The sequence below is a fragment of the Pseudomonas sp. zfem001 genome (genome assembly GCF_032621725.1).
GTDB classification, from domain to species: Bacteria; Pseudomonadota; Gammaproteobacteria; order Pseudomonadales; family Pseudomonadaceae; genus Aquipseudomonas; species Aquipseudomonas sediminis.
The window spans coordinates 190,381-210,608 of sequence record NZ_JAVYJI010000002.1 but is presented as its reverse complement, the minus strand read 5'-3'; the positions used below and the strand labels follow the sequence as shown (position 1 = coordinate 210,608).

At 61.8% G+C, this 20,228-nt stretch carries 22 protein-coding genes; 16 read left to right on the top strand and 6 right to left on the bottom strand.

The window, feature by feature from the left end; translation table 11 throughout:
* Positions 1-114 precede the first annotated feature (114 nt).
* Positions 115-864, bottom strand: a complete 750-nt coding sequence (locus RTH74_RS08960; protein ID WP_316914438.1) for a 3-oxoacyl-ACP reductase family protein — start codon at positions 862-864, stop codon at positions 115-117.
* A 120-nt stretch (positions 865-984) separates the two neighbouring features.
* On the opposite strand from RTH74_RS08960, the gene RTH74_RS08955 reads away from it, so the two are divergent.
* Positions 985-1,917 (top strand): LysR family transcriptional regulator, encoded by a 933-nt coding sequence (locus RTH74_RS08955; RefSeq protein ID WP_316914437.1) that lies wholly within the window; start codon positions 985-987, stop codon positions 1,915-1,917.
* A 60-nt stretch (positions 1,918-1,977) separates the two neighbouring features.
* Here RTH74_RS08955 and cysS read toward each other — a convergent pair whose 3' ends face one another.
* A complete protein-coding gene (cysS, locus tag RTH74_RS08950) occupies positions 1,978-3,363 on the bottom strand; it encodes a cysteine--tRNA ligase (protein ID WP_316914436.1) in 1,386 nt (461 codons plus the stop codon).
* Positions 3,364-5,028, bottom strand: a complete 1,665-nt coding sequence (locus RTH74_RS08945) for a glutamine--tRNA ligase/YqeY domain fusion protein (RefSeq protein WP_316914435.1) — start codon at positions 5,026-5,028, stop codon at positions 3,364-3,366.
* A 160-nt stretch (positions 5,029-5,188) separates the two neighbouring features.
* On the opposite strand from RTH74_RS08945, the gene RTH74_RS08940 reads away from it, so the two are divergent.
* Complete coding sequence (locus RTH74_RS08940) at positions 5,189-5,686, top strand: peptidylprolyl isomerase (RefSeq protein ID WP_316914434.1); 498 nt, start codon at positions 5,189-5,191, stop codon at positions 5,684-5,686.
* 4 nt (positions 5,687-5,690) lie between these two features.
* Positions 5,691-6,410: a UDP-2,3-diacylglucosamine diphosphatase gene (gene lpxH, locus RTH74_RS08935; RefSeq protein WP_316914433.1), complete on the top strand. Its 720-nt coding sequence runs from the start codon at positions 5,691-5,693 to the stop codon at positions 6,408-6,410.
* 105 nt (positions 6,411-6,515) lie between these two features.
* Here lpxH and RTH74_RS08930 read toward each other — a convergent pair whose 3' ends face one another.
* Positions 6,516-7,193 carry a tRNA-(ms[2]io[6]A)-hydroxylase gene (locus tag RTH74_RS08930; RefSeq protein WP_316914432.1) on the bottom strand — a complete coding sequence of 226 codons (678 nt, stop codon included), beginning with the start codon at positions 7,191-7,193 and terminating at the stop codon, positions 6,516-6,518.
* A gap of 157 nt (positions 7,194-7,350) precedes the next feature.
* Between RTH74_RS08930 and RTH74_RS08925 the strand changes: the two genes are divergently transcribed.
* Positions 7,351-8,214, top strand: coding sequence for a universal stress protein (locus RTH74_RS08925; RefSeq protein WP_316914431.1), 864 nt, complete (start codon positions 7,351-7,353; stop codon positions 8,212-8,214).
* Positions 8,215-8,293: 79 nt separating this feature from the next.
* Here the strand turns inward: RTH74_RS08925 and RTH74_RS08920 are convergent, their stop codons facing one another.
* Positions 8,294-8,770: a DUF1289 domain-containing protein gene (locus RTH74_RS08920; RefSeq protein ID WP_099523725.1), complete on the bottom strand. Its 477-nt coding sequence runs from the start codon at positions 8,768-8,770 to the stop codon at positions 8,294-8,296.
* 404 nt (positions 8,771-9,174) lie between these two features.
* Here RTH74_RS08920 and acnB point away from each other — a divergent pair, with 404 nt between their 5' ends.
* From acnB to RTH74_RS08875, 9 genes are all read left to right on the top strand, one after another.
* Complete coding sequence (gene acnB, locus RTH74_RS08915) at positions 9,175-11,784, top strand: bifunctional aconitate hydratase 2/2-methylisocitrate dehydratase (protein ID WP_125879350.1); 2,610 nt, start codon at positions 9,175-9,177, stop codon at positions 11,782-11,784.
* Positions 11,785-11,932: 148 nt separating this feature from the next.
* The gene (locus tag RTH74_RS08910; RefSeq protein ID WP_316914430.1) at positions 11,933-12,142 is read left to right on the top strand and encodes a YgdI/YgdR family lipoprotein; all 210 of its coding nucleotides are present in this window, start codon (positions 11,933-11,935) and stop codon (positions 12,140-12,142) included.
* A gap of 189 nt (positions 12,143-12,331) precedes the next feature.
* Complete coding sequence (locus RTH74_RS08905; RefSeq protein WP_316914429.1) at positions 12,332-13,543, top strand: CmpA/NrtA family ABC transporter substrate-binding protein; 1,212 nt, start codon at positions 12,332-12,334, stop codon at positions 13,541-13,543.
* An 18-nt stretch (positions 13,544-13,561) separates the two neighbouring features.
* Positions 13,562-14,140, top strand: coding sequence for an ANTAR domain-containing response regulator (locus tag RTH74_RS08900; protein WP_036999951.1), 579 nt, complete (start codon positions 13,562-13,564; stop codon positions 14,138-14,140).
* Positions 14,141-14,285: 145 nt separating this feature from the next.
* Positions 14,286-15,635, top strand: coding sequence for a pyridoxal-dependent decarboxylase (locus RTH74_RS08895; protein WP_316914428.1), 1,350 nt, complete (start codon positions 14,286-14,288; stop codon positions 15,633-15,635).
* A 133-nt stretch (positions 15,636-15,768) separates the two neighbouring features.
* Complete coding sequence (alaC, locus tag RTH74_RS08890) at positions 15,769-16,998, top strand: alanine transaminase (RefSeq protein WP_316914427.1); 1,230 nt, start codon at positions 15,769-15,771, stop codon at positions 16,996-16,998.
* Positions 16,999-17,160: 162 nt separating this feature from the next.
* The gene (locus RTH74_RS08885) at positions 17,161-17,883 is read left to right on the top strand and encodes a 1-acylglycerol-3-phosphate O-acyltransferase (RefSeq protein WP_125835360.1); all 723 of its coding nucleotides are present in this window, start codon (positions 17,161-17,163) and stop codon (positions 17,881-17,883) included.
* Positions 17,884-18,029: 146 nt separating this feature from the next.
* On the top strand, positions 18,030-18,224 hold the full coding sequence (locus RTH74_RS08880) for a hypothetical protein (protein ID WP_099523711.1): 195 nt from the start codon (positions 18,030-18,032) through the stop codon (positions 18,222-18,224).
* 10 nt (positions 18,225-18,234) lie between these two features.
* Positions 18,235-18,477, top strand: a complete 243-nt coding sequence (locus RTH74_RS08875; RefSeq protein ID WP_316914426.1) for a hypothetical protein — start codon at positions 18,235-18,237, stop codon at positions 18,475-18,477.
* Between the two features lie 43 nt (positions 18,478-18,520).
* On the opposite strand, the gene RTH74_RS08870 is transcribed toward RTH74_RS08875, so the two are convergent.
* On the bottom strand, positions 18,521-19,246 hold the full coding sequence (locus tag RTH74_RS08870) for an amidotransferase (RefSeq protein ID WP_099523709.1): 726 nt from the start codon (positions 19,244-19,246) through the stop codon (positions 18,521-18,523).
* 297 nt (positions 19,247-19,543) lie between these two features.
* On the opposite strand from RTH74_RS08870, the gene RTH74_RS08865 reads away from it, so the two are divergent.
* From RTH74_RS08865 to RTH74_RS08855, 3 genes are read left to right on the top strand one after another with little or no spacing between them, the layout of a single operon-like run.
* Positions 19,544-19,657: a PA2485 family small membrane protein gene (locus RTH74_RS08865; protein ID WP_279922230.1), complete on the top strand. Its 114-nt coding sequence runs from the start codon at positions 19,544-19,546 to the stop codon at positions 19,655-19,657.
* Positions 19,658-19,677: 20 nt separating this feature from the next.
* Entirely contained in the window at positions 19,678-19,878 is a 201-nt protein-coding gene (ptrC, locus tag RTH74_RS08860) for a type III secretion system co-regulatory protein PtrC (protein ID WP_003461392.1), read from the top strand.
* Positions 19,879-19,930: 52 nt separating this feature from the next.
* Positions 19,931-20,197, top strand: a complete 267-nt coding sequence (locus RTH74_RS08855) for a PepSY domain-containing protein (RefSeq protein ID WP_316914425.1) — start codon at positions 19,931-19,933, stop codon at positions 20,195-20,197.
* Positions 20,198-20,228 lie beyond the last annotated feature (31 nt).

The window sequence follows — 20,228 nt, the reverse complement described above, 5'->3', positions numbered from 1 at the left end:
ACTCGCAACGCAGAAGAAACCGAAACGACAAAGGCCACTCGGAAGCGCGGCCTTTGTCGTTAAGTGTGAGGCTTACTCGATCAGACAGCAGGTGGCACCACCCTACCTGCCTGCTCAGGCCGAGAAGCCGCCGTCGATGGTCAGGTTCGCCCCAGTGATGTAGGCCGCCTCGGGGCCGGCCAGATAGGCGACGAAGCTGGCGATTTCTTCGGCCTTGCCATAACGCGGCAGGGCCATGGTCTGCTTCAGCGACTCGGCAAAATCACCCTGATCCGGGTTCATGTCGGTATCCACCGGGCCGGGCTGCACATTGTTGACGGTGATGCCGCGCGGCCCCAGGTCACGCGCCAGGCCCTTGGTGAAACCAGCCACTGCGGCCTTACTCAGCGCATAGACCGAACCACCGGCGAATGGCATGCGCTCGGCGTTGGTGCTGCCGATGGTGATGATGCGACCACCCTCGCCCATCAGCCTCGCAGCCTCCTGGCTAGCGATCACCACGCTGCGCACGTTTACGTCCAGGGTACGATCCAGATCCTCGATGCTGAATTCATCGATCGGCGCCACCGCCAGCACACCGGCATTGTTCACCAGGATATCGAGACGACCGAAGGCATCCACGGCATGGCGGATGGCGCCGCGAATGGCCTGCTCGTCACGGCTATCGGCCTGAATCGCGATGGCGCGGCCGCCAGCGGCTTCGATCTCACGCACCACATCGAGGGCACCTGCCGCCGATGAAACATAGGTCAGCGCAACGGCAGCACCTGCTTTTGCCAGGCGCTGGGCAATGGCGGCACCGATGCCGCGGGAGCCGCCCTGGATGAAGGCGACCTTGTTTTCGAGGGTTTTCTGAATGCTCATGGGAAATCTCCTGAAACTGAGGGGTTGAATGGAACACGCCCCCAGTATTCACCCGAGATTCAAAACCGATAAGCTAGCAATCAAGACATTCAGTCGATACCAAAGGTTTATGAAGCGACCATGGAAACCCTCAGCAGCATCGAGTGCTTCGTCCGCACCGCAGAGGCAGGCAGCTTCGCCGAAGCCGCGCGGCGCCTGGGTTTGACTCCGGCCGCCGTTGGCAAGAACGTTGCCCGCCTGGAGTCCAATCTCGGCGTGCGCCTGTTCCTGCGCAGCACACGCCGGCTGACGCTGACCGAATCCGGCGAGCGTTTTCTTGCAGAGGTGTCAGGCGGTCTTGCGAGCATTCAGGGCGCTGTGGCGAACCTGGCGAGCAGCCAGGGGCAACCTGCGGGTACGTTGAAGGTGAGCATGGGCGTGGCCTTCGGCCGCGACTACATCCTGCCGCACCTGGCCGATTTCCTCACGCGCTATCCGGCGATCAGCCCGGACTGGCACTTCGACAACCGTGCCGTCGATCTCATCGGTGAGGGTTTCGACGCGGCCATCGGCGGCGGCTTCGAATTGCCTCCCGGCGCGATTGCCCGGCAACTGGCGCCTGCCCACCGGGTACTGCTGGCAGCTCCGGCTTATCTCGCCAAACACGCGCCCATCACGCGATCAGAGGATCTGACGCAGCATGACGGCATTCTCATCCGCTCGCCGCAGACGGGTCGCGTGCGCACTTGGCCACTGCGTACGCGTGACGACCAGCAAGTCCCCCTCGAACTGAAGCAGCGCATGACCATGAACGATCCCGAGGCGGCTTGCCATGCCGCCCTACAAGGCCTTGGCATCACCCTGGTCAGCACCGTCCACGCGCTGCCCTATCTGCAACGCGGCAGCCTGCAGCGGGTATTACCGGACTGGTACGTCGACACCGGCAGCCTGAGCCTGTACTTCAGCGCGCAGAAGCTGCTGCCGGCCAAGACGCGAGTATTCATCGACTTCATCGTCGAGCGATTTCGCGAGCACCGCTGGGCGGAGCGTTTCGACGCTCGCCAACCACGCTAACGCTTGTCCCAGAAACGACAAAGGCCGCTATCCAGCGGCCTTTGTCGTTCAGCGCAGTACTCACTCGGCCAGACGCCAGGTGGTACCACCCTTACCGTCTTCCAGCACCACGCCCATGGCGGTGAGCTGGTCACGGATACGGTCGCTTTCCGCCCAGTTCTTGTCCGCGCGAGCCTTCAGGCGCGCGGCGATCAGCGCCTCGACTTCGGCGGCATCGACCTTGCCAGCAGCTCCGGCCTGGAGGAATGCATCGGGTTCGAGCTGCAGCACGCCAAGCACGCTGGCCAGTTGCTTGAGCTGGGCGGCCAGGCCAGCAGCAGCCTGCACGTCGGATTCACGCAGGCGGTTGACCTCGCGGATCATCTCGAACAACACCGCACAGGCTTCTGGTGAATTGAAATCATCGTCCATCGCTGCGCCGAAACGCTCGACGAAGGCTTCGCCACCGGCAGGCGCAGCTACCGGCAGGCCTTTGAGGCCGTTGTAGAAACGCTCCAGGGCGCCCTTGGCTTCCTTGAGGCTCTCTTCCGAGTAGTTGATCGGGCTGCGGTAGTGGCTGGATACCAGCAGGTAGCGCACCACCTCAGGATGATACTTCTCCAGCACCTCGCGAATGGTGAAGAAGTTGCCCAGGCTCTTGGACATCTTCTCGCCATCCACACGTACCGCGCCGGCGTGCATCCAGGCGTTGGCGTACTGCTTGCCGGTGGCCGCCTCGCTCTGGGCGATCTCGTTCTCGTGGTGCGGGAACACCAGATCCGGGCCACCGCCGTGGATGTCGAAGGTCTCGCCCAGGCAGCAGGTGGACATTACCGAGCACTCGATGTGCCAGCCCGGGCGACCTGCGCCCCAAGGCGACTCCCAGCTCGGCTCACCCGGCTTGACGCCCTTCCACAGGACGAAGTCCAGTGGATCTTCCTTGGCCTCGTCGATCTCGATGCGCGCACCGATCTTCAGGTCTTCGATCTTCTTGCGCGACAGCTTGCCGTAGCCAACAAACTTGCCGACGCGGTAGTACACGTCGCCATTACCCGGCGCGTAGGCAAAGCCCTTGTCGATCAGGGTCTGGATCATCTGGTGCATGCCGGCGATATGGCCGGTGGCGCGCGGCTCGATATCCGGACGCAGCACAGACAGGCGCGCTTCGTCTTCATGCATCGCCGCGATCATGCGCTCGACCAGCGCCTCGAACGGCTCGCCGTTCTCGTTGGCGCGCTTGATGATCTTGTCGTCGATGTCGGTGATGTTGCGCACGTAGGTCACATCGTAACCACGCTGACGCAGCCAGCGGGTGACTACGTCGAAGGCGACCATCACGCGAGCGTGACCAATGTGGCAGAAGTCATAGACCGTCATGCCGCACACGTACATGCGCACGCTGTTGCCTTCCAAAGGCTTGAACGGCTCTTTGACCTTGCTCAGGGTGTTGTAGATGGAAAGTGCCATTTACTGACCCCAGGAATCGCGCAGGGTGACGGTACGGTTGAACACCAGCGCATCGGCAGTCGAGTCCTTGTCCAGGCAGAAGTAGCCTTCGCGCTCGAACTGGAAGCGATCCTCGGCCGCTGCCTTGGCCAGCGACGGCTCGGCGCGGCAACCGGTGAGCACCACCAGCGAATCCGGGTTGATGTTGTCGAGGAAGCTACCGCCCTCTTCCGCTTTCTCGGGGTTGGCCGAGCGGAACAGACGATCGTACAGGCGCACTTCGCACTCGACGCTCTCGGCGGCCGGCACCCAGTGGATCACACCCTTGACCTTGCGGCCTTCCGGGTTCTTACCCAGGGTGTTCTCGTCATAGCTGCAACGCAGCTCGACGATATTGCCGGCAGCGTCCTTGATCGCCTCGTCAGCACGAATCACGTAGCTGCCACGCAAGCGCACTTCACCACCTGGGATCAGGCGCTTGAAGCCGTCCGGCGGGGTTTCTTCGAAATCGCTGGCGTCGATGTAGATCTCGCGTGAGAACGGCAGCACGCGGGTGCCAATGTCCTGCTTGGGATGGCGCGCCAGCTCCAGGTTCTCGACCTGGCCTTGCGGGTAGTTGGTGATCACCACCTTCAGCGGTTTGAGCACGCACATGGCACGCGCGGCGTTGGCGTCCAGGTCGTCACGAATGGCGAACTCGAGCATGCCGATATCCACCAGGCCGCCGGCGCGGTTGACGCCGATCATGTCGCAGAAAGCGCGGATCGAAGCCGGGGTATAGCCACGGCGACGGTAACCGGACAGCGTCGACATGCGCGGGTCGTCCCAACCGTTGACGTGCTTTTCGTCCACCAGTTGCTTGAGTTTGCGCTTGCTGGTGATGGTGTAGTTCAGGTTCAGCCGGGCGAATTCGTACTGACGCGGCTGCGCCGGCACCGACAGGTTGGTCAGGAACCACTCGTACAGCGGACGATGGTCCTCGAACTCCAGGGTGCAGATGGAGTGAGTGATGCCCTCGATGGCGTCCGACTGGCCGTGGGTGAAGTCGTAGCTCGGGTAGATGCACCACTTGTCACCAGTCTGGTGGTGGTGGGCATGGCGGATGCGGTAGAGGATCGGGTCACGCAGGTTGATGTTCGGCGAGGCCATGTCGATCTTGGCACGCAGCGAACGGGCGCCGTCGGGGAACTCACCGGCCTTCATGCGGGCGAACAGATCGAGGTTTTCCTCGACGCTGCGCTCGCGGAACGGGCTGTTCTTGCCCGGCTCGGTCAGGTTGCCGCGGTACTCGCGCATCTCCTCGGCGTTCAGGTCGCAGACGAAGGCCTTGCCCGCCTTGATCAGCTCGACGGCCCAGGCATGCAGTTGATCGAAATAGTTGGAGGCGTAGCGCTCCTCACCGGCCCACTTGAAGCCCAGCCACTCGACATCGGCCTTGATCGCGTCGATGTATTCCTGGTCTTCCTTGGCCGGGTTGGTGTCGTCGAAACGCAGGTTGCACTGACCGCCGAACTCGTCGGCCAGGCCGAAGTTCAGGCAGATGCTCTTGGCATGGCCGATGTGCAGGTAGCCGTTGGGCTCCGGCGGGAAGCGGGTCACGATCTTGGCGTGCTTGCCGCTGTCCAGATCAGCCTGGACGATGGGGCGCAGGAAGTTGGCAGCTTTTTCGACGGTAGGCTTGCTCATGGTGTCCTTAACAATACTGGCGCGGCACAGGGTAGGCCGCTTCGGGCAAAGTCCGTATCATAACCAACCTGTCAAGCCCCTGACAGGGTGCATACCACCCTGACAAGCGCTGTTCACCCCCGAGCCATCGGCTCGAACCTGCCTCTTCACGGATACGATCATGATCAAACTGCACACCAACCACGGCGTCATCACCCTGAACCTGTTCGCCGACAAGGCCCCGGAAACCGTGGCCAACTTCGAGCAATACGTGAAGGAAGGTCATTACGACGGCACCGTTTTCCACCGCGTGATCGGCAATTTCATGATCCAGGGCGGCGGTTTCGAGCCAGGCATGAAGCAGAAACCGACCCGCGCACCGATCCAGAACGAAGCCAACAACGGCGTGGCCAACAAGGTCGGCACCATCGCCATGGCCCGCACCATGGAGCCGCACTCGGCCAGCGCGCAGTTCTTCATCAACGTTGCCGACAACGCCTTCCTCAACCACAGCGCGCCGACCGTTCAGGGCTGGGGCTACGCTGTATTCGGTGAAGTGGTAGAAGGCATGGACGTGGTAGAGAAGATCAAAGGCGTGGCCACCACCATGAAAGCCGGCCACCAGGATGTACCGGTGGACGACGTAATCATCGAGAAGGCCGAAGTCGTAGCCGAGTAAGTCGATGATCCTGCTGATCTCCGATCTGCATCTCGAAGAGAAACGCCCGGACATGACCCGGGCGTTTCTGCTTTTTCTCGCCACCCGTGCACGTCAGGCCGAGGCGTTGTACATCCTCGGCGACTTCTTCGAAGTCTGGATCGGCGACGACGGCATGACGCCCTTCCAGCACAAGATCGCCCGCGCCCTGCGCGAGCTGAGTGATGCCGGTACGCGCATCTACCTGATGCATGGCAATCGCGACTTCCTTATCGGCAAGGCGTTCTGCCGCGAGGCGGGCTGCATCCTGCTGAGCGACCCGCACAGAGTGCAGATAGGCGGCGAGCCCGTGCTGCTTATGCATGGCGACAGCCTGTGCACCCTCGATGTCGGCTACATGAAACTGCGCCGCTGGCTGCGCAACCCGCTGTCACTGCTGATTCTGCGCAACCTGCCGCTCAGCACCCGACAGAAGCTGGCGCGCAAGCTGCGCAACGAAAGCCGCGCGCAGACACGGATGAAGGCCAGCGATATCGTCGATGTCACGCCCGAGGAGGTGGTCAAGGTGATGGACGAATACGGCGTACGTACGCTGATCCATGGTCACACTCATAGGCCGGCGGTGCATGAGCTGGAGGTGAACGGCCAACCGGCACGGCGCATCGTGCTGGGGGACTGGGATAGCCAGGGCTGGGCATTGCAGGTCGATGAACAGGGCTTCAATCAGGCGCCGTTCGAGCTATAGGGCTCTGCCCCCTCTCCCACCCTTCGGGCACCCTCGGCTTTGGCGTCCTGCGTCGCCCTACCTCCTGCATCCATGCAGTCGTCTCCCATAAATGGGAGAGGGTCATCAGACGGCCGCTTCGCGGCTGCTGTCTGCAGGCACACCGCTATGGAAACGGAACTGCTCATCCGGCGTGGTGATCAGGTCCCGCTCCACCGCCCGCACCACCTCGATACGCGCGTCCACATCGGCCGCATCGCCATACAGGTAGGCGAGCTTGAGATACCCACGGTAGTGGCGCCCTTCGCTCTCCAGCAATCCGGCGTAGAACTTGGCAAGTTCAGCATCCAGACGCGGTACAAGCGCGGCAAAGCGCTCGCAGGAGCGCGCTTCGATGAATGCGCCGACCACCAGCACATCCACCAACCGCTCCACTTCGCCACCACGCAGCAATGCCCGCAACCCGGCGGCATAGCGAGAGGCGGACACATGGCGAACCTCGATACCGCGCCCACGAATGATCTTGCTCACCTGCTCGAAGTGCACCAGCTCCTCACGAGCCAAACGCGACATTCTCGCGGTCAATTCGGTCTTGGTCAGGTAGCGCCCCATCAGGCTCAGCGCCGTCTGTGCTGCCTTGTATTCCAGGTTGCGGTGGTCGAGCAGAAGGATCTCCTGCTGGCGCAAGGCCTCGTCCAGCCAGGCGTCGGGGGTGGCGACACCACCGAGAAACTCGAGAATTTCCTGCAGGATCGTGACAGGTTCCTCACCATTACTCGGAACATGCTGGGTATTTGACATCATATTTGAAGCGCTCTCGGTGCTGGCGAGGTTGGAAATGGCGGGCCATTATACGAGTGGCAGACCGGACGACCAGCACGCCGTTGATACAGGTCAAGAAGCGGCTGGTAATGACGCACCTATAGTTGGATAAGCGCTGTTCACTCTAAGGGAGACGACCATGCAAGCGATCCGTAGCATTCTGGTGGTGATGGAACCCCAGCACCCCGAAGGCCTCGCGCTGAAGCGGGCAAAACTGATAGCGGGAGTCACCCAGTCGCACCTGCACCTGCTGGTGTGCGACAAGAAAGGCGACCACAACGCCTGGCTTGGCGATCTCAGCAGCAGTCTCGGCGAAGAAGGTTTCAGCGTTTCCACCCAGCAGTCCTGGCATGACAACCCGCACCAGACCATCATCGCCGTGCAGCAGGCTGAAGGCTGCGGATTGGTGATCAAGCAACATCTGCCGGACAACCCGCTGAAAAAGGCCCTGCTCACCCCGGAAGACTGGAAATTGCTGCGCTATTGCCCAGGCCCGGTGCTGATGGTCAAGACCGAACGCCCCTGGACCGGCGGCAACATCCTCGCTGCCGTGGACGTCGGTAACGCCGATGGCGAGCACCGCACCCTGCATGCCGGCATCATCAGCCATGGTTACGATATCGCTGGCCTGGCCAAGGGCACGCTGCACGTGACCACCGCGCATCCGACCCCGATGCTGTCGGCTTCCGATCCGACCTTTCAGCTCAAGGAAACCATCGAGGCCCGCTACCGCGAGCAATGCCGCAGTTTCCAGGCCGAATATGACATCAGCGACGAGCGCCTGCATGTGCTTGAAGGCCCAGCCGACGTGGTAATTCCGCAAGTGGCCCACCAGCTCGATGCGGCTGTCACGGTGATCGGCACCGTGGCGCGCACCGGCCTTTCCGGCGCACTGATCGGCAACACCGCCGAAGTCATACTCGACACACTGGAAAGTGACGTGCTGGTGCTCAAGCCGGACGAAATCATCGCTCACCTCGAAGAACTGGTGGCGCAACGCTAGGACGCAGGGTGCGCCGTGCGCACCAGCGGCTTGCCAGGGCACTGAAGCCATCCCGGAAGCGGTGCGCACACTGCACCGCTTACACGCGGACTTCCAGTCCTTCGCGGAGGAATTTCGGCGCGATGTAACGCTCGTAGTGCGCTTCAGAGAGCAGGAAGAATTCGCGATCGATGGCGTCACGCAATTCAGGCAACGCCCAATTGCGGAATTCAGGCAGTACGACCATGCCGTATGCCTCCAGCTGATTGATCATCCGCGCACCACGTGCGATCAGCTGATAGGCCCAGCAGTAAGGCGACTGTTGCGGCACAAAACGAATCTGCCGCTGTTCCAGCTGACTACGTAGACGCTGCTCATCGAATACCTCGACCTTGCCCGCCATCACCTGCACCAGCAGCACTTCCAGACGCGTCCAGACGGCGCGCTTCTCGTCGTCGTTGTAGCTGTTCCAGTTGATCACCTCATGATGGAAGCGCTTGCAACCGCGGCACACGACATCGCCGTAAACGGTTGAGCACAGCCCCACGCAGGGCGTCTTGATGCGCTGATTGGACATGGCGAAACAACATAAACAGCAAAACGGCCTGGCATCTTAGCCCTTTGTCTAATCCAGATCACCCCTGCCGATACGGGGACATCGACTTAACTTTATTCGCGCTTTCCATTAGAATCGGCCCGCCTTTTATGGCGCCAATGTCCGTTGGAAGCTGTTTTCAAAGCGTCACGAGCACAGTCGATCCTGCAGGTACGATGGCGGCGCAGCCACTTGGAGTCCCCCCGAGCGTCTGCGTCAGCCCTCATCAGAAACCGTCCTGCCGGCGTAAAACTTTGAAAGCAGCTTCTACAAGAGACTCATGAAACCTCGGCTGCTCGGCTCATAAAGTCGAAAAGCGCCTGGTTCATGAGTATCTGGATCGCGTCCCGGACAACCCTTTGGGACCACTGATGAGGGTAATAACTGTGCTTGAAGCCTATCGCAAACACGTAGCAGAGCGTGCCGCTCAGGGTATCGTGCCCCAGCCGCTGAACGCCGAACAAACCGCAGGCCTGGTCGAGCTGCTGAAAAACCCGCCGGCTGGCGAAGAAGAATTCCTCGTAGACCTGATCACCAACCGCGTACCGCCAGGCGTCGATGAAGCCGCCTACGTCAAGGCTGGTTTCCTCTCTGCCATCGCCAAGGGCGAAGCCACTTCCCCGCTGATCAGCAAGCAACGCGCTGTCGAGCTGCTGGGCACCATGCAGGGCGGCTACAACATCGCCACTATGGTCGAGTTGCTGGACGACGCCGAACTGGCCGCCGTTGCCGCAGAACAGCTCAAGCACACCCTGCTGATGTTCGACGCCTTCCACGACGTGGCTGAAAAAGCCAAAGCCGGCAACGCTCACGCGAAAGCCGTGCTGCAGTCCTGGGCTGATGGCGAGTGGTTCAAGAAGCGCCCGACCCTGGCCGACAAGATCAGCCTGCGCGTGTTCAAGGTCACTGGCGAAACCAACACCGACGACCTGTCCCCTGCCCCGGACGCCTGGTCGCGCCCTGACATCCCGCTGCACGCCCTGGCCATGCTGAAAATGGCCCGTGACGGCATCGTGCCGGACGTGCAAGGCTCCATTGGCCCGATGAAGCAGATCGAGCAAATGCGCGGCGAAGGCTTCCCGATCGCCTACGTCGGTGACGTGGTCGGTACCGGTTCCTCGCGTAAATCCGCCACCAACTCGGTGCTGTGGTTCTTCGGCGACGACATCCCGTACGTGCCGAACAAGCGCGGCGGCGGCTTCTGCTTCGGTTCCAAGATCGCTCCGATCTTCTACAACACCATGGAAGACGCCGGCGCCCTGCCGATCGAATTCGATGTGTCGAACATCAACATGGGCGACGTGATCGACCTGTACCCGCACGCTGGCAAAGTCTGCAAGCACGGTACCGACGAAGTCATCACCACCTTTGAACTGAAGACCCCGGTACTGCTCGACGAAGTTCGCGCTGGCGGCCGCATCCCGCTGATCGTCGGCCGCGGCCTGACCGAGAAAGCGCGCGCCGAGCTGGGCCTGGGCCCAACCGACCTGTTCAAACTGCCGGAAGCACCGGTCGACACTGGCAAGGGCTACACCCTGGCTCAGAAAATGGTCGGCAAGGCCTGCGGCCTGCCGGAAGGCAAAGGCGTCCGTCCGGGCACCTACTGCGAACCGAAAATGACCACCGTCGGCTCCCAGGACACCACTGGCCCGATGACCCGCGACGAGCTGAAAGACCTGGCGTGCCTGGGCTTCTCCGCTGATCTGGTGATGCAGTCCTTCTGCCACACTGCGGCCTATCCGAAGCCGATCGACGTCACCACCCACCACACCCTGCCGGATTTCATCCGCACCCGTGGCGGCGTGTCCCTGCGTCCGGGCGACGGCATCATCCACAGCTGGCTGAACCGCATGCTGCTGCCGGACACTGTCGGTACCGGTGGTGACTCGCACACCCGCTTCCCGATCGGCATCTCCTTCCCGGCCGGTTCCGGCCTGGTCGCCTTCGCCGCTGCCACTGGCGTCATGCCGCTGGATATGCCGGAGTCGGTGCTGGTGCGCTTCAAGGGCAAGCTGCAACCGGGCATCACCCTGCGTGACCTGGTACACGCCATCCCTTACTACGCCATCCAGAAGGGCCTGCTGACCGTCGAGAAGAAAGGCAAGATCAACGCCTTCTCCGGCCGCATCCTGGAAATCGAAGGCCTGGACGAACTGACCGTTGAGCAAGCGTTCGAACTGTCCGACGCCTCTGCCGAGCGTTCCGCTGCAGGTTGCACCATCAAGCTGCCGGAAAAAGCCATTGCCGAGTACCTGAAGTCGAACATCACCCTGCTGCGCTGGATGATCAGCGAAGGCTACGGCGATGCACGCACCATGGAGCGTCGCGCCCAAGCGATGGAAGCATGGCTGGCCAACCCGGTCCTGCTCAGCGCCGACAAGGACGCCGAATACGCCGAAATCATCGAAATCGACCTGGCCGACGTCAAGGAGCCTGTGCTCTGCGCGCCGAACGACCCGGACGACGCGCGTCTGCTGTCGACCGTTCAGGGCGAGAAGATCGACGAAGTGTTCATCGGTTCGTGCATGACCAACATCGGCCACTTCCGCGCTGCCGGCAAGCTGCTGGACAAGGTCAAGGGTTCCATCCCGACCCGTCTGTGGCTGTCGCCGCCGACCAAGATGGACGCTCACCAGCTGACCGAAGAAGGCTACTACGGCATCTACGGCAAGGCCGGTGCCCGCATGGAAATGCCGGGTTGCTCGCTGTGCATGGGTAACCAGGCACGTGTGGCGGCGAACTCCACCGTGGTATCGACCTCGACGCGTAACTTCCCGAACCGTCTGGGTGATGGTGCCAACGTGTACCTGGCTTCCGCCGAGCTGGCCGCTGTCGCGTCCATCCTGGGCAAGCTGCCGACCGTCGAGGAGTACATGGAGTACGCGAAGAACATCGACAGCATGGCTGCCGACGTTTACCGCTACCTCAGCTTCGACCAGATCGCCGAGTTCCGCGAAGCAGCGGCGAGCGCCAAGATCCCGGTCGTTCAGGCCTGATCAAAGCGCAGTAAAAAAGCCCCGCCTAGTGCGGGGCTTTTTTATATCTAAGCCAAAGGACCTTTTTCCGCCCCCGACTTGCAGCCGATGCGCCACCGTCTACCTTCTGAAATGGGGAGTTCACCCAAGAACCATTCAGGAGCCCATCATGAAGCCATGGATCATCATCGCCCTATGCCTGTTTGGACTGGCCGGCTGCGCCAGCGAATACATCATCACCACCGCCGATGGCCAGATGCTCACCAGCGATGGCAAGCCGGAACTGGACAAGGACACCGGCATGCTCGAATTCACTGACAGCGAGGGTCGCAAGCAGCAGATTCCACAAAGCAGCGTCAAGCAGATGCTCGAGCGCTGAGGTCTGAACGCGCACTGGCATATGCCTTGCTTCATCTCACTGCAAAAGGCCCTTCCAATGGCGGAAACGGCTTGATCGACAACGGCGTCGTATCGAATCCCGGAGCTTTCGCGCCTGGATCTGGTACGACGCTTTTTTATGGGCAGCCACCCATGAATCAATGTTTTTGCGTGAAGGTAAGGAAGCAGCATGAGCGAACACGACACTCCGCGCGACGATGCCCTGGCCTGGGCCTGGGGTAGCGATGCCCCGGAGAAGAGCATGCTGAACATCGGCTTCATGGCGCTGAGCGATTCGGCCTCGGTGATAGTCGCCGCCACTCAGGGCTTCGCCGAGAAGTACGGGCTGAGCCTGAGGCTACAACGCCAGGCGTCCTGGGCCAGCTTGCGCGACAAGCTGCTCAGCGGCGAGCTGGATGCTGCTCATAGCCTCTACGGACTGATCTACGGCGTACAGCTGGGCCTTGGTGGCGCAGCGGCTACCGACATGGCCGTGCTTATGGGATTGAACCAGAACGGCCAAAGCATCAACCTCTCGCACACGTTGCAAAGCGCAGGCGTGACCAGCGGCGAAGCACTACGGCAATACGTGCACCAACATGAAGCACGACTGACATTCGCCCAGACCTTTCCCACCGGCACCCACGCCATGTGGCTTTACTACTGGCTGGCCAGCCAGGGCATCCACCCGCTGCGCGACGTCGACAGCGTGGTGGTGCCGCCGCCGCAGATGGTCGAACATCTGGAAGCCAAGCGCATCGACGGTTTCTGCGTTGGCGAACCTTGGACCGCCAAGGCCGTCGATGAACAGCTCGGCTGCACCGTCACCACCATTCAGGCGATCTGGCCGGATCACCCGGAAAAGGTGCTGGGCTGTACCCGCGCCTTCGCCGAGCAGAACCCCAATACCGCCCGAGCCCTGATCATGGCGGTGCTCGACGCTGCACGCTTCATCGATGAGAGCGAAGAAAACAAACGCAGCACCGCCCTGCTGCTCAGCGGTAGCGAATACGTCAACGCACCGGTTTCGGCGATCACCCCGCGTTTTCTCGGCCACTATCAGGACGGCCTCGGCCATGCCTGGCAGGACGAGCATCCGCTGCGCTTTCATGCCGGCGGGCTGGTCAACCATCCCTATCTGTCCGACGCCATGTGGTTCATGACCCAGTTCCGCCGCTGGGGCCTGCTGCGTAGCGATCCCGACTACCTGGGCGTGGCCCGCCAGGTCCAACAACTGGCCCTGTACCGCGAGGCCGCGTCGACGCTGGGCATACCGGTGCCGGGCGAAATGCGCAGCTCCATCCTGCAGGACGGCACGTGCTGGGACGGCAGCGACCCGGCCGCCTACGCGCTCAGCTTCCGCCTCCATGCCCTGGCCGACAGCCCGGCTGTCGCCCTGTAATTACCGGGAGAGCGTCCGATGCTGCGTATCCTTCTGATCAACGACACCCCGAAAAAGGTCGGCCGCCTGAAATGCGCCCTGATCGAAGCGGGTTTCGAGGTGATCGACGAATCCGGCCTGACCATCGACCTGCCTGAGCGGGTCGAGGCGGTGCGCCCTGACGTCATCCTGATCGACACCGAATCACCCGGCCGCGACGTGATGGAACAGGTGGTACTGGTCAGCCGCGACCAGCCCCGCCCGATCGTGATGTTCACCGACGAGCACGACCCCGGCGTGATGCGCCAGGCGATCCAGAGCGGCGTCAGTGCCTATATCGTCGAAGGCATTCACGCCCAGCGCCTGCAGCCGATCCTCGACGTCGCCATGGCCCGCTTCGAGAGCGATCAGGCGCTGCGTGCACAGTTGCAGGCGCGCGACGCACAGCTGGCCGAACGCAAGCGCGTAGAGCTGGCCAAGGGGCTGCTGATGAAGATGAAGAGCTGCAACGAGGAAGAGGCCTACACCCTGATGCGGCGCCAGGCCATGAGCCGCCAGCAGAAGCTGATCCAGGTGGCCGAGCAGATCATTGCGATGCACGACATGCTCGGCGGCTGAGCAACTGTACCGCTGAAACAGTTCACTGTATCGGTACGGACTGTATCACTCGGGCAACTGTTGCAGCCGCCTTCGTCGGCGCCTGTGTATGCCGCGTTCTGCAGGGCTCGGCTAGGGTAGACAGTCCCTAGCCGAGGATTCCCTCATGACCGAACACGACCTGCTGGCCGAAGCCGACCGCCGCGCCCTGGCCTACCTGGACGGCATTCCCACGCGCCGGGTCTTCCCCGACGCCTCAGCCATCGCCGCCCTGGCCACCTTCGACCAGTCCCTGCCAGAGCAAGGCCATGCTGCCGATCAGGTACTCTGCCAGCTCGACGAAATTGGCTCACCGGCCACCGTGGCGAGTAATGCCGCGCGTTACTTCGGTTTCGTCATCGGCGCGACACTGCCGGTGGCAGCAGCTGCGGAACGCCTGGTACTGGCCTGGGATCAATGCGCCTCGTCCTTCGACAATTCGCCAGTCGCTGATCGGCTGGAGAAGATTGCCGGACGCTGGGTCTGCCAAGCACTGGGGCTACCGGATCAGAGCGCCGTGGGGTTTGGCACCAGTGCGACCGCCTGCACCCTGGCCTGTATTTCTGCCGCACGGCGTGTACTGCTGGCACGCCAGGGCTGGGATTTCGATGGTGACGGATTATTCGGCGCACCGCAGATCCGCGTCGTACTCGCAGAAACGGCACACATCACGGTGAAGAAAGCGCTGCGCGTGCTCGGCTTCGGCATGAACCACCTGCACTATGCGCCAGTGGACCAGTACGGGCGTATAGACCCGGCCCGACTGCCTGAGCTGGATGAACGCACGCTATTGATATTGCAGGCTGGCGAGGTCAACACCGGCGAGTTCGACCGTTTTGCCGAACTGATTGCCATCGCCCGCGAGGCTAACGCCTGGGTGCATGTCGATGGCGCATTCGGCCTATGGGCGCGAGCCTCATCCTCAGCGCATTTGCTTGAGGGCGTCGAGCTGGCAGATAGCTGGACGACCGATGGACACAAGTGGCTGAACACCCCTTACGACAGTGCCATGGCGATCTGCCGTGACGCCGATGCACTGGCCGCCGCGATGAACAGCGATGCTGCCTACGCCTCGGCGAGCAAGGATGCGCAGAAGAACCTGACACTGGAGTTCTCTCGTCGCGCCCGTGGCATCGCCATCTGGGCGGCTCTGGCCAACCTGGGCCGCACCGGCCTGCAAGCGATGATCAACCGCCATATCCGCCAGGCTGAAGAACTGGCCAGCACATTACGCAACGCCGGCTATCAGGTACTGAACCGGGTTGTGCTGAACCAGGTATTGGTGCGTGGCGATACGGACGAACAGACCATCGCCATTCGCCAAGCAGCCCAGGCATCTGGCGAAGTCTGGTTCGGCCCGACCGTCTGGCAGGGCCGCCCCGCCTTTCGCCTGAGCCTCTGCTCCTGGCGCACCGAAGACGCCGATGTGGAGGCACTGGGTGCCTTGCTGCTGCGCTTGAAAGATGAGTTGAGCTGAAGCGACTGATTCGCTGTTTTAGCCCGCAACTGCGCTGGACAGCGCAGTTCGGCAGCCCTTATCTTTAGCGCCGGCCACCGCAGTGGCCAACGTCGCTCGGACGGTTCCGGGCGCTTACGTATCCGAGGAAATCATGGCTGACAACGCCAAGCGCCGCTTTGCGCGCATCGATCGTCTACCCCCCTACGTCTTCAACATCACCGCCGAACTGAAGATGGCCGCACGCCGTCGCGGTGAAGACATCATCGACTTCTCCATGGGCAACCCCGACGGTGCGACTCCGCCGCACATCGTCGAAAAGCTCGTGCAGGTCGCCCAGCGTGAAGACACCCACGGATACTCCACCTCCCGCGGTATTCCTCGCCTGCGCCGTGCCATCTCGCGCTGGTACAAGGACCGCTACGACGTGGAGATCGACCCGGAAAGCGAAGCCATCGTCACCATCGGCTCCAAGGAAGGCCTGGCTCACCTGATGCTGGCCACCCTGGACCATGGCGATACCGTGCTGGTGCCCAACCCCAGCTACCCGATCCACATCTACGGCGCGGTAATCGCCGGTGCTCAGGTGCGCTCCGTACCGCTGGTGCCGGGCGTGGACTTCTTCGCCGAGCTGGAACGGGCGATTCGCGAGTCGATTCCCAAGCCGAAGATGATGATCCTCGGCTTCCCCTCCAACCCCACCGCCCAGTGCGTGGAGCTGGACTTCTTCGAGCGCGTAGTCACCCTGGCCAAACAGTACGACGTACTGGTGGTGCACGACCTGGCCTACGCCGACATCGTCTACGACGGCTGGAAAGCGCCGTCGATCATGCAGGTACCGGGCGCCAAGGACATCGCGGTGGAGTTCTTCACCCTGTCCAAGAGCTACAACATGGCCGGCTGGCGGATCGGTTTCATGGTCGGCAACCCGGAGCTGGTCAGCGCCCTGGCGCGGATCAAGAGCTACCACGACTATGGCACCTTCACCCCGCTGCAGGTCGCGGCCATCGCCGCGCTGGAAGGTGACCAGCAGTGCGTGCGCGATATCGCCGAACAGTACCGGCAACGCCGCAACCTGCTGGTCAAGGGCCTGCACGAGATCGGCTGGATGGTGGAGAAGCCCAAGGCCTCGATGTACATCTGGGCCAAGATCCCCGAGGCCTATGCCCATCTTGGCTCGCTGGAGTTCGCCAAGAAGCTGCTGGCAGAAGCCAAGGTCTGCGTCTCGCCCGGCCTGGGTTTTGGCGACTATGGCGACGACCATGTGCGCTTCGCCCTGATCGAGAACCAGGACCGCAGCCGCCAGGCACTGCGCGGCATCAAGGCAATGTTTCGCGCCGACGGTTTGCTGCCAAGCAAGCCGGCCAAGGCAGAGACCGAGTAAGCATTGAAGGGCGCCGTGAGGCGCCCTTTCCACATGGGCATGGAAACCGACAAGTTCTGCGACAATTCAGGACGTTACGCACGCCAAGCGGGGGTTTCGAGCAATTGCCCGGCAGAGTGAACGCCCGTACACTGCGCGCCCCTTCCCTGACGGTTCTCCCCAATGCTCTTCGTTTTGCGCATGCTGTTGATGGGCGTGCATTTCATCCTGGCCGGCCTGCTCGGCCTGCTGCTCGGCCTGTGCCGCCCGTTCAATCCGGACAACAGCCGCCTCTGCGCCCGTCTTTATTCGTTGCCCGCCCTGTGCCTGCTGCGCCTGAAGCTGAAGACCGACGTACGCCCGCTGCTGGAGCACCAGCGTTCCTGCGTGATCATCGCCAACCACCAGTCCAACTTCGATCTTTACGTGCTTGGCCGCGTGGTACCGAAACGTACCGTGAGCATCGGCAAGAAGAGTCTCAAGTGGGTGCCATTCTTCGGTCAGCTCTACTGGCTGGCCGGCAACGTGCTGATCGATCGCAGCAATGCCGTCGCCGCCAAGCGCGCGATGCTCACCACCACCGAAACCCTGCGTCACCGCGACACCTCGATCTGGGTGTTCCCCGAAGGTACGCGCAACCTCGGCCGCGGTCTGCTCCCATTCAAGAAAGGAGCATTTCAGATGGCAATCGCGGCCGGCGTACCGATCATCCCGGTGTGCGTGAGCAACTACAGCCAATCCATGCGTCTGAATCGCTGGAACAGCGGCCGCATCATGATTCGCTCGCTGCCGGCCATCCCCACTGCCGGCCTGAGCCTGGATGACATGCCCGCGCTGATCGAACGCTGCCAGCAAGCCATGAGCGAATGCATCAGCAGCATGGACAAGGAACTGGCCTCGGCATGAGGCCTGACGCGAGGCGCGATCGCGAGCAGGTAGCTCGCGCCAGTCATCAAACCTATCGATAGTTACTCTGCCGCGCATCCATTATTCAATCGAAATGACTTAGGCGATTCTGTGCCCACGCCAACTCCTGACCTGGAGCACAGAACATGTCCCGCCTCTCTCAAGCCGCCCGCAACGGCGCTCTCGCTGCCATCGGCCTGTACCTGATCAGCACCTCGACGGTGCTGGTCGTGAGCTACGCCGCCGTCCAGCCAAGCACTCCGACCTTTGCACAAGCAGGCCCACTACAGAGCCTGATCGCTCATCTGCCCGCCCTGCTCGGTGCGCGCTCGCAAGGTTGAGTGAACGGCCATGATCAAAAATCACCGCACCCGCCTGCTGGTGCTCGTCAGCCTGTCGCTGCTGACCACCTTGCAGGCCCTCAGTGGCATCGGCAAAGGCTCGGCTGGCGCCGTGGCGCGCAACATCGAATGCAGCCACAAACTGGCTCATCACCTGGACCTGGCCGAGAGCCTCAAGCGGCAACGCAGCAGCCCGCCACCGAACAGAAGCGAACGGCTCTCGCCTTACTTCGTGCTCACTCAGCAGACATGAAAAAGCCCGGCTAACCGGGCTTTTTCATGTCTCGATATCAGTCTCAGGCCTTGGCTTGTTTGCCCTGAGCGACAAAACGCATCATCCACTCCGCCACAGCACTGCCCTGCTGCGAGTGTTTGAGGCTATCTACGCCCTGCTGATAGATCTGCTCGCCAAGATGCTGCTGACGCAACTCAAGCAGCGCCCGCGAGTAATCGTGAACGAACTCCGGGTGCCCCTGGAAGCACAACACCTGATCCTCGATGTGGTAGGCACCAATCGGGCAGAAGTCGCTGGAAGCCAGCAGCGTGGCCTTTTCCGGCAGGCGAGTGACTTGGTCCTGATGGCTGATCAGCAACTGCAGCTCATCTAGCTCTGGGCTCATCCACTCGGGCTTGCCCGCCAGACGATAACTATGCACGCCCACGCCCCAGCCCTGCTCTGCACGCTCAGCCTTGCCGCCGAGCAGCAACGCCAGTAGCTGGTGACCAAAGCAAATGCCCAGCAGCTTGTCGCCGCGCTTGTAGCGCTCGAGCAGATACTCCTTGAGCGTCTGAATCCAGGGGTCGCTGCCGAAAGAGTCAGCCTTGCTGCCCGTCACCAGATAGGCATCGAATTTCTCGCTATCGGGCGGGTAATGCCCATCCACCACGTTGTAGACACTGAACTCCGCCGCAACCGGCTGCTGAGCGAACAACTGCTCGAACATGCGGCCATAGCCCTGATACTGGTCGACCAGTTCAGGGCGGAGGATGTCAGTTTCCAGAATACAGATACGCAGTGGCATGAGGTTTCCTGTGGTGAACACGCGGGCGGGTAATTTGTGCGTTTTTCTTAACATATGAATTCGCACAAATAAATAGCCAACCCTGATTTTCAAGCAGATCCGCGATTATCGGCGCTGTGCGATGCCGCGAACAGTCGTCAATTAAAATTGACGAAACTTTACTCTGTCAGTGTGTGGCGACGCTTCATCAGCCGCTTCGATAGTTACCATGCACGCCATTCACTTCTGTGATTGCACGCCCGCAGCGAATATCGCCACATCGGGCAGTCGCCCTCATCGCACAGAAGGAAATTGATCATGAGCATCTACGCCGCACTCGCCAGCTTCGCCGCCGCTTCCGCCTTCCAGACCGTCGCACCGGTTCGTCCCGAGCAGGCTGCCGCCGCAGCCCGTGACGTTCGTCCGAGCTGACACAACCCAGGAGAGCCGCCATGCACAGCCAACTCAGCCTGGACGCCTACGGCGTCACCTACGCCCACCTGCAAGATGGCAGCCTGCAGTTCGAAACCGAAGCCGCCCTGCAACTCGATGATGGCAGCATGTTGACCCTGCGCATGCCGACTCGCCACAGCGAGATGCTGGCGATCCACGAAGCCGTGTGCATCCGCCAGGGCTGGTGCCAGGCGGCGTGAGAAAGCGATGGTCTAGACTCCTCGTGACATTCACGGAACGAGGAACTGGCCCATGCAAACACGCACTCTGATCGCCCTGTTCACCGGCAGCCTGTTGCTTGCTGGCAACGCTCTAGCAGATCGCCCCGGCAGTGACTGGATCAGCATCGATGAGGCCCTGAGCAAGGCACGCGCAGCTGGCTACACGGAGCTACACAAGATCGAAGCCGACAATGACGGTTACTGGGAAGGCGAAGGCCTGAAACAGGATGGCCGTATTCACGAATTTCGTATCGACGGCAAGAGCGGTGCAGTGATTCGCGACCAGTTGGATGATTGACTCAGCCAGCCAATGAGAAACGGCCCTTTCG

Coding starts and splice junctions, on each gene's coding strand:
- RTH74_RS08960 (WP_316914438.1), bottom strand. CDS start 864: ATGAGCATTCAGAAAACCCTCGAAAACAAGGTCGCCTTCATCCAGGGC.
- RTH74_RS08955 (WP_316914437.1), top strand. CDS start 985: ATGGAAACCCTCAGCAGCATCGAGTGCTTCGTCCGCACCGCAGAGGCA.
- cysS (WP_316914436.1), bottom strand. CDS start 3,363: ATGGCACTTTCCATCTACAACACCCTGAGCAAGGTCAAAGAGCCGTTC.
- RTH74_RS08945 (WP_316914435.1), bottom strand. CDS start 5,028: ATGAGCAAGCCTACCGTCGAAAAAGCTGCCAACTTCCTGCGCCCCATC.
- RTH74_RS08940 (WP_316914434.1), top strand. CDS start 5,189: ATGATCAAACTGCACACCAACCACGGCGTCATCACCCTGAACCTGTTC.
- lpxH (WP_316914433.1), top strand. CDS start 5,691: ATGATCCTGCTGATCTCCGATCTGCATCTCGAAGAGAAACGCCCGGAC.
- RTH74_RS08930 (WP_316914432.1), bottom strand. CDS start 7,193: ATGATGTCAAATACCCAGCATGTTCCGAGTAATGGTGAGGAACCTGTC.
- RTH74_RS08925 (WP_316914431.1), top strand. CDS start 7,351: ATGCAAGCGATCCGTAGCATTCTGGTGGTGATGGAACCCCAGCACCCC.
- RTH74_RS08920 (WP_099523725.1), bottom strand. CDS start 8,770: ATGTCCAATCAGCGCATCAAGACGCCCTGCGTGGGGCTGTGCTCAACC.
- RTH74_RS08910 (WP_316914430.1), top strand. CDS start 11,933: ATGAAGCCATGGATCATCATCGCCCTATGCCTGTTTGGACTGGCCGGC.
- RTH74_RS08905 (WP_316914429.1), top strand. CDS start 12,332: ATGAGCGAACACGACACTCCGCGCGACGATGCCCTGGCCTGGGCCTGG.
- RTH74_RS08900 (WP_036999951.1), top strand. CDS start 13,562: ATGCTGCGTATCCTTCTGATCAACGACACCCCGAAAAAGGTCGGCCGC.
- RTH74_RS08895 (WP_316914428.1), top strand. CDS start 14,286: ATGACCGAACACGACCTGCTGGCCGAAGCCGACCGCCGCGCCCTGGCC.
- alaC (WP_316914427.1), top strand. CDS start 15,769: ATGGCTGACAACGCCAAGCGCCGCTTTGCGCGCATCGATCGTCTACCC.
- RTH74_RS08885 (WP_125835360.1), top strand. CDS start 17,161: ATGCTCTTCGTTTTGCGCATGCTGTTGATGGGCGTGCATTTCATCCTG.
- RTH74_RS08880 (WP_099523711.1), top strand. CDS start 18,030: ATGTCCCGCCTCTCTCAAGCCGCCCGCAACGGCGCTCTCGCTGCCATC.
- RTH74_RS08875 (WP_316914426.1), top strand. CDS start 18,235: ATGATCAAAAATCACCGCACCCGCCTGCTGGTGCTCGTCAGCCTGTCG.
- RTH74_RS08870 (WP_099523709.1), bottom strand. CDS start 19,246: ATGCCACTGCGTATCTGTATTCTGGAAACTGACATCCTCCGCCCTGAA.
- RTH74_RS08865 (WP_279922230.1), top strand. CDS start 19,544: ATGAGCATCTACGCCGCACTCGCCAGCTTCGCCGCCGCTTCCGCCTTC.
- ptrC (WP_003461392.1), top strand. CDS start 19,678: ATGCACAGCCAACTCAGCCTGGACGCCTACGGCGTCACCTACGCCCAC.
- RTH74_RS08855 (WP_316914425.1), top strand. CDS start 19,931: ATGCAAACACGCACTCTGATCGCCCTGTTCACCGGCAGCCTGTTGCTT.